The sequence below is a fragment of the Acinetobacter sp. ANC 5045 genome (assembly GCF_004331005.1).
GTDB classification, from domain to species: Bacteria; Pseudomonadota; Gammaproteobacteria; order Pseudomonadales; family Moraxellaceae; genus Acinetobacter; species Acinetobacter towneri.
Genome location: NZ_SJNS01000026.1, coordinates 21152 through 29084, shown reverse-complemented (window position 1 = coordinate 29084; position 7933 = coordinate 21152). Strand labels below are relative to the sequence as shown.

Sequence of the window (7933 nt, the reverse complement as noted above, 5' to 3'; positions counted from 1 at the left end):
GCGATCACTCCCTGGCTTAGCATCAATTAAGCGAATCCATTTGGATACAAGATTTGTATTCAATCCATGTTGCAAAGCGACTGAAGCAATTGAAACGTCCGGTGCTTTACAAGCCTGAACGATCTGCTGTTTAAATTCAGCACTGTATGTTCTTCGTTTTTTCGCAAGAGATGCGATGGATGTCTGATTATTTGTAGTCATAAATTTAAGTCCCCACTTGTTTCTAAGTGGGGACTAAATTAAGGCTTATAGGATGAATTCAGAAGGTGTGTTCAGCGGACGCTTACACAGATCTTGGCGCAGGCTAATAAAAGCCTGATTCACGCTCAGTACTAGAGGGGTTTGCAAAGTTACCTGTAACTGGTCTGTGCCCAAGGCAGCAGCGGGCAACATGGCGGACAGACAATGTGCAGCATCCAGAAAGCCATAGGCCAAACGGTCACGCAAACTTGACCAGGAGGCTTCACGGATTAAATTGATGGTTAATCCTTGCTCGGAAAAATACCCCTGTTTTTCGGCCCAGAGAATGGCAACACAATCAAGTAAAGGAATATAGCCAATATTGAGTTCAGTTTTTTCTAATGTGGACATATGCTTTTCCTTATTGGCCCAATAACAGCTTCTGTGCATCCAGTAAGCGTCTGGCCATTTCACCAATGGTAATCCGGTGACTCATGGCATTTTTACGCAATAAAGCAAAGGCTTGTTCTTCCGTTAAGGCATGTAGCTGGATGAGCAGTGCTTTGGCTTTATCAATATCTTTACGATCAATCAGCTTGTCCTGGGTTTCTTTTAAATCATTCAGCAGCTTTTTATGCTTGCGAAACTGTTCAATTGAAATTTCCAGAATGCTTTCTAGTTTGGTGGGATCAATACCATCGACAATATAGGCCGTGATTCCGGCATCAATCGCACTCTTGATGGTGTCTTTATTGGAGTTCTGGGTAAACAGCACGGTCGGGAGTTCATATTGGCTGACACAACTTTCAATAATATCCCGATGCGGATGATCCATATTCAACAGGATCACATCTGCATGAATGCCTTTGACATGTACCATATTCAGGTCATTCAGGATTAAGCAGGCCACCACCTGAAAATCATGTAAAAGCAGGGATTCCTGGATGAATTGGGCACGCTCCAGATCATCATCAATAAGAGCAATTCGTAATTTGGACATGGAATATTTTCAAGTAAGGCCTAAGGAATATTCAAGCAGGATTAAAGCAAAAAACATGCCATTAAATTGGTGCATAAAATTTCGTTTTTCTGTTCAATTTAGTGCACAGCTTTAGGGATTTCAGCTGATAGCTGACCAAAATGAAGCATTTAGGTAGATCATCTGCCTGAAACAAGGCATTTTTCTATTAAAAAAGTTGGCACGGTTTCTGCATTTATTAAATCGTCAAAGATGACTTTCAATACTAACAACGGCCAACGATGTCCGTTCTGATCGTAATTGCATTTTCAAAAAATGTGATTGGTATTTCGTTCAGCACAGGATAAATGACATGGTCAGTTGTTCAGCAATACAAAACGCACAAGCGTTTCAACCCTTCCTCCAGCATTACAAAGTGCTGGGTCGCGGTATTTACAACATATTCAATCAGCAGACATATCAATGCCTAGACGTGATATGTGGCTTTTTATCATCTTTAAAAAAACAATAGTTGGAGTGCAGATATGAAAATTCTCATGATTGGGCATGGCATGGTGGGGCATAAATTCATCGAATCTGTACTGGAACAGGCCGGTGATGACATTGAGCTGACCATTTTGGCAGAAGAGCCACATTTAGCTTATGACCGGGTACATTTGACCGAATATTTCAGCGGCAAGTCGGTCAAGGATCTGAGTCTGTGTCGTAGTGATTTTGCCGATGCTTATGGCATTGATTTGCGACTTAATACTAAAGCGGTTGAAATTGATCAGCTCCATAAAACCGTCACCACCAGCCAGGGTGATGTGCTGAGTTTTGACAAGTTGATTCTCGCTACCGGTTCTTATGCCTTTGTGCCACCAATCCCGGGCAATGACCGTCAGAATTGCTTTGTTTATCGTACCATTGAAGATCTGGATGCCATTCGTGCAGCCAGTCTGAATGCCAAAACTGGCGTAGTGATTGGCGGCGGCTTGCTAGGGCTGGAAGCAGCGAAAGCCCTGCGAGATCTGAATCTGGAAACCCATGTCGTAGAATTTGCTCCGCGTCTGATGGCGGTGCAGATTGATGATCTGGGCGGCCAGATACTGCGCTCTAAAATTGAAGACCTGGGTGTCAAGGTACATACTCAAAAGGCCACGTCAAGTATTGAAGATGGTGACAGCACTCAGCATGTAATGAAGTTCGAAGATGGTTCGGTGCTTGAAACCGATATCATCCTGTTCTCGGCCGGCATTCGTCCGCGTGATGAACTGGCGCGCCAAAGTGGTTTACTGATTGGTGAGCGTGGCGGCATTATCATTAATGATTATTGCCAGACCTCACATCCGGACATTTATGCCATTGGTGAATGTGCACTTTGGGACAATAAAATTTATGGTCTGGTTGCACCAGGCTATGACATGGCGCGGATCGCGGCAAAACATGTCCTAGGCCAAGAAAGTCATGCATTCGCTGGTGCGGACATGAGTACCAGGCTCAAACTGATGGGCGTGGATGTTGCTTCTATTGGTGATGCACATGCCATGTCCCCAGGTGCTTTGAGCTATTTCTATGCTGATGAAGCCGCGCAGGTTTATAAAAAAATCGTGGTGTCAGCAGATAAGACCAGGCTGCTGGGCGCAGTGCTGGTGGGCTGTGCCAAAGAATATAGTGATCTCCTGCAAATGATGCTGAATGGTCTGGCTGTACCGGAGCAACCGGAAAGCCTGATCATGCCGGGCTTTGATCAGTCAACCTCCAAATCAGGTGGCAGTGGCATCGATTTATTGCCTGACAGTGCGACCATCTGTTCATGTAATAACGTTTCTAAAGCTGATATCTGTTCAGCCATTGATGGCGGTGCAACTTCATTGGGTGCATTGAAAAAATGCACGCAGGCTGCAACAGCGTGCGGTGGCTGTGCGCCACTGGTAACGCAGGTTCTCAAATCTGAATTACAGCGTCAGGGTGTCACGGTGAACAATCACCTGTGTGAACACTTTGCCTATTCACGTCAGGAACTGTATCACCTGGTACGCGTGCATGAGATCAAGACATTCTCTGACCTGATTCAGCAACATGGGCACGGCATGGGCTGTGATATCTGCAAACCGACTGTAGCCAATATTCTGGCATCCTGTTGGAATGACTTTGTCCTAAAACCTAGCCATGCCGGTTTGCAGGATAGCAACGACTACTATCTCGGCAATATCCAGAAAGATGGTTCTTATTCGATTGTGCCACGTGTGGCAGGCGGCGAAATTACCCCGGATGGCCTGATTACCATCGGTCAGATCGCCAAAGATTATGGTCTATATACCAAAATCACAGGCGGACAACGAATTGACATGTTTGGTGCACAGGTACATCAGCTGCCTGAAATCTGGGAAAAACTGATCAATGCCGGTTTCGAATCCGGACATGCCTACGGCAAATCCTTACGTACGGTGAAATCTTGTGTGGGTAGTACCTGGTGCCGTTTCGGAGTCGATGATTCTGTCGGCTTGGCGATTTTCCTGGAGAATCGTTATAAAGGCCTGCGTTCACCACATAAAACCAAAATGGCAGTATCTGGCTGTACCCGTGAATGTGCAGAAGCACAGAGCAAGGATGTCGGTGTCATTGCCACCGAAAAAGGCTGGAATCTATATGTATGTGGCAATGGCGGTATGAAACCGCGCCATGCTGAACTACTCGCCTCGGATCTGGATACTTCCACACTGATCAAATATATCGACCGCTTCTTTATGTTCTATATCCAGACAGCAGATCGTCTGCAACGCACCAGCGTATGGCGTGACAATATGGAAGGTGGGCTGGACTATCTGAAAGATGTCATTGTGCATGATTCACTGGGTATTGCTGCTGAACTGGAAAGCCGTATGCAGCATGTGATTGGCACTTATCAGGATGAATGGCGCACCGCGATTGAAGATCCTGAAGTACGCAAACGCTTTAAGACTTTTATCAATGCCAAAGCAGCTGAGCAGAATGACCCGAATATTCAGTTTGCGCCTGTACGTGGCCAGATTCGTCCAAAGACAGAAGCTGAACGTGATTTAAACCGTATTCCAGTGGTTGAAGCCTAAATACCACAGTCAGGGAGAATGAAAATGACAATTTTAAAAGACATGAACGAACTGAACTGGTACGAAGTCTGCAATCTGGATGAGATTACCCCGAATACCGGTGTGGCAGCCCTGATTGAAGATCAGCAGATTGCAATTTTTCGCGTGGGTCAGGAACAGCGGGTGTATGCACTCAGCAATCAAGATCCATTTAGTCTGGCCAATGTCATGGCACGTGGCATTCTGGGTGATCTGCAAGGTGAGCGTGTAGTCGCATCCCCAATTTATAAGCAGCATTTCAGTCTGGTGACCGGCCGTTGTCTGGAAGAGCAAGACCAGAAATTACTGGTATTTCCAACCCGAATTGAAAATGGCAAAGTTCTGGTGAGTCCGACTCCACAAAAGACCTATATTTCCAGTAATGGTCAGAACACAGAGCGTTTAAAACTGGTACTGGTCGGAAATGGGCTGGCGGGCATGCGCTGTCTGGAAGACTTGCTGGATATGGCGCCAGATCGTTATGACATTACCGTGATTGGGGAAGAGCCATGGGGCAATTACAATCGGATCATGTTGTCACCGGTATTGTCTGGTGAGAAAAGCTTTGCAGAAATTATGCTGCATTCAGCCGACTGGTATGCCGAAAAAGGCATTCGATTCATCGCTGGAGATGCTGCCAGCTCTATCGACCGTTCACGTAAGCAGGTTCATACCGAAAAAGGTGAAATCGTTGCTTATGATCGTCTGATCCTCGCTACTGGTTCCAAACCCTTTATACCACCAATTTCAGGTGCTGAACTTGAAGGCGTGATTAGCTTCCGGGATATTCAGGATGTTAACCACATGCTGGATTACTGCAAAACCAAGCAAAATGCCGTCGTGATTGGAGGTGGGTTGCTGGGTCTAGAAGCAGCTTATGGACTGAAGCAGCAGGGGATGAATGTAACTGTGCTGCATCTGATGGACCGTATTATGGATCGTCAACTGGATATGAAAGCCAGTCAAATGCTGAAAAAATCAATTGAAGATAAAGGCATCCGAATCATCACTGAAGCCAACACCGAAGAGCTGCTCGGTATAGACGGCCACGTGACTCAACTGCGTTTAAAAGACGGGACAGTGCTGGATGCTGATTTGGTAGTTTTTGCCGTCGGGATTCGACCAAATAAAACTCTGGCTGAACAGGCTGGCTTGCGCTGCAATCGTGGAGTACTGGTGAATGACACCATGCAAACCTATGACCCGAGTATTTATGCAGTGGGTGAATGTATTGAGCATCGTGGTCAGACCTTTGGATTGGTTGAACCCCTATGGGGACAAGCCTTTATCTGTGCGACGCATCTGGCTGAACATGGCCGACTGACCTTTAAGGCACCGACTGTTCCGACCCAACTCAAGGTCAGTGGATGTGATGTCTTCTCGGCCGGAAATTTTGAACCTCAGGATGATTTTGAAGATATCGTGCTGAATGATGAAAAACGTCAGATTTATAAACGGATCATCATCCAGCAGGAAAAAGTCATTGGTGCGGTGCTATTTGGCGATACTGAAGATGGGGCTTGGTATGCAGAACTGATTGCGGACCAGACACCAATTAGCAATATCCGCAGCAAACTGCTTTTTGGTCGGGATTTTGCATTCAAAAAGGCAGGGTAATCGGATAAATCTCCTCCAACTCCTCTTGGATAAAGAGGGGAACCTCCCTCCTTTGCTAAAGGAGGGTTGGGGAGAATTAAAGCATTTGAGACATAGAAAAAATTTAAATCAAACCTGTAAAAGCTAGATATCAGAGATTTGGTGAAACACGTGAATTTGGATGATTAAGGAGCACAGCAGCAATGAATAGTATTCCGGTTATGGAACTACATAGCTCTACTGAATCCCAAATAAAAACTACTCAGACGACCTGTCCTTATTGTGGGGTAGGCTGTGGCGTCATTGCGCACGTAAGCCAAACCCCGACGGGTGAAAAGGTTGAGATTGAAGGCGATGTTCAGCATCCGGCGAACTTGGGCAAGTTGTGTATTAAAGGCAGTCATCTTGCCGATACACTTAGCCTAAAAACCCGGCTTCTGCATCCGATGACAGGTCGAAATGAACAGCGGCAAATAAGTACTTGGGATCATACCATTTCAAGTATTGCCAATAAATTTCAGCAATGTATTGATCAGTATGGGCGCGACAGCATCGCCTTTTATGTCTCCGGCCAGCTTTTGACTGAAGACTATTATGTGGTGAACAAATTTGTAAAAGGTTATCTCGGTACTGCCAATATTGATACCAATTCAAGGCTGTGCATGTCATCTGCTGTGGCAGCACATACCAGCTACACAGACTTTGAGCAGACAGAAATGGTGGTTCTGGTGGGTTCCAATACTGCCTGGTGCCATCTGGTGCTTTATCAGCGCATCATGAAAGCCAAAGAAGAGCGGGATTTATTTGTAGTGGTGATTGATCCACGCTTTACTGCAACCTGTGAAGTGGCAGATTTACACTTACCCATTTTACCAGGTCAGGATGTCGCGCTGTTTAATGGCTTGTTGCAATATCTTCAGCAAAATGGCTATACCGATCTGGATTTTATTACCCAACATACTCAAGGTCTGGAGCAGGCACTTGCCAGCAGCTCAACAGAGTCATCGATTGAAAGCGTGGCTCAACGAACCGGGATTACTATTGAAAAATTAACCTTATTTTTTCAGAAATTTGCCCAGACCGAAAAAATCATGAGCCTGCTATGAGCTGCACTGGATTATCTGCCCATCTCAGTACACATCGTGCCGAACCGTATTGTGAAATTCATTCGAATGATGCATTGAAATACGGGATTCAGGATGGTGAGCTGGTCGAAGTTCGTTCTGAATGGGGACAATGTAATGGCCTGCACAACGTATCAACTTCTGAAGCCTTGTTGCTTTGTGAAAGGTGGCATTACGCCATTATGGGGTATGTCCTTCTATGACAGATGGCGCACTTGCGAAACAGTGTTTCTCATACCAGAATGCATTAGCAGAGCGGATTAATGGAATATTAAAGCAGGAGTTTTTAACTACACGATGTCAAACCATGAAGGAGTTAGATCACTTAATTGCGGAATCTATCATGATTTATAATTGCTATAGACCACATTTAAGTTTAAATATGAACACCCCGAATCAGACGTATGAGCAAACTAAAACTGAGCTAATTGCTTAACTCGGTTTGAAGTGGAATACTGTCAATCTATTTCAGGACAAGACAAATTAATAGGTTTTATAAGGTAAAAACTTGCCAGACAATACGACATTTACCCGGTCACCATTCGGATTTTCTTCGCGTTGGATATCCATACTAAAATCAATAGCACTCATGATCCCATCTCCGAATTCTTCATGAATCAGTTCTTTAATGGTCGAACCATAAACACTCACTACTTCATACCAGCGATAAATTAAGGGATCAGTAGGCACGCTGGTCGGCAATGAACCTTTGTATGGCACGATTTGTAGCCATGCAACAGCTTCATTACTTAAGCCAAAAATCTGACCGATTTTTTCTGCCTGCTCTTTATTAAAAGCCATCTGACCTAAACATGCAGCGGTTACCCATTCTTTAGAAAGTTCTATTTCTTTGGCGACATCTGACCATTTAATTGATTTTAAAACTTTCGCTGAAATGATCATGTCAGTTACTTGTTGACGATGGGTAATCATAATCCTCTCCAAATGATTCTTAAACAAATTGT

At 44.9% G+C, this 7933-nt stretch carries 6 protein-coding genes and 3 pseudogenes; 5 read left to right on the top strand and 4 right to left on the bottom strand.

Annotated elements, in window-relative coordinates; genetic code table 11:
* The 3 genes and pseudogenes from E0H79_RS14195 to E0H79_RS14185 all read right to left on the bottom strand — a co-directional run.
* The coding region (locus E0H79_RS14195; protein ID WP_131261980.1) for a transposase at nucleotides 1-201 on the bottom strand (201 nt) is incomplete at its 3' end.
* 84 nt (nucleotides 202-285) lie between these two features.
* Nucleotides 286-591: pseudogene (locus tag E0H79_RS14190) on the bottom strand (ABC transporter substrate-binding protein); the annotation flags it as partial.
* A gap of 10 nt (nucleotides 592-601) precedes the next feature.
* Nucleotides 602-1180 carry an ANTAR domain-containing response regulator gene (locus E0H79_RS14185; protein ID WP_070154220.1) on the bottom strand — a complete coding sequence of 193 codons (579 nt, stop codon included), beginning with the start codon at nucleotides 1178-1180 and terminating at the stop codon, nucleotides 602-604.
* A gap of 503 nt (nucleotides 1181-1683) precedes the next feature.
* On the opposite strand from E0H79_RS14185, the gene nirB reads away from it, so the two are divergent.
* From nirB to E0H79_RS14160, 5 genes and pseudogenes are all read left to right on the top strand, one after another.
* The gene (nirB, locus tag E0H79_RS14180) at nucleotides 1684-4230 is read left to right on the top strand and encodes a nitrite reductase large subunit NirB (protein WP_131261979.1); all 2547 of its coding nucleotides are present in this window, start codon (nucleotides 1684-1686) and stop codon (nucleotides 4228-4230) included.
* 24 nt (nucleotides 4231-4254) lie between these two features.
* Nucleotides 4255-5865 carry a nitrite reductase small subunit NirD gene (gene nirD, locus E0H79_RS14175; RefSeq protein ID WP_131261978.1) on the top strand — a complete coding sequence of 537 codons (1611 nt, stop codon included), beginning with the start codon at nucleotides 4255-4257 and terminating at the stop codon, nucleotides 5863-5865.
* 182 nt (nucleotides 5866-6047) lie between these two features.
* Nucleotides 6048-6944 (top strand): annotated as a pseudogene (locus E0H79_RS14170) (molybdopterin-dependent oxidoreductase); the annotation flags it as partial.
* 2 nt (nucleotides 6945-6946) lie between these two features.
* The gene (locus E0H79_RS14165; RefSeq protein ID WP_096902357.1) at nucleotides 6947-7171 is read left to right on the top strand and encodes a molybdopterin dinucleotide binding domain-containing protein; all 225 of its coding nucleotides are present in this window, start codon (nucleotides 6947-6949) and stop codon (nucleotides 7169-7171) included.
* Nucleotides 7153-7404, top strand: a pseudogene (locus E0H79_RS14160) (integrase core domain-containing protein); the annotation flags it as partial. The gene E0H79_RS14165 and the pseudogene E0H79_RS14160, both read left to right, overlap by 19 nt.
* 47 nt (nucleotides 7405-7451) lie before the next feature.
* On the opposite strand, the gene cynS reads toward E0H79_RS14160, so the two are convergent.
* Nucleotides 7452-7901 (bottom strand): cyanase, encoded by a 450-nt coding sequence (gene cynS, locus E0H79_RS14155; protein WP_096902358.1) that lies wholly within the window; start codon nucleotides 7899-7901, stop codon nucleotides 7452-7454.
* Nucleotides 7902-7933: the final 32 nt, after the last annotated feature.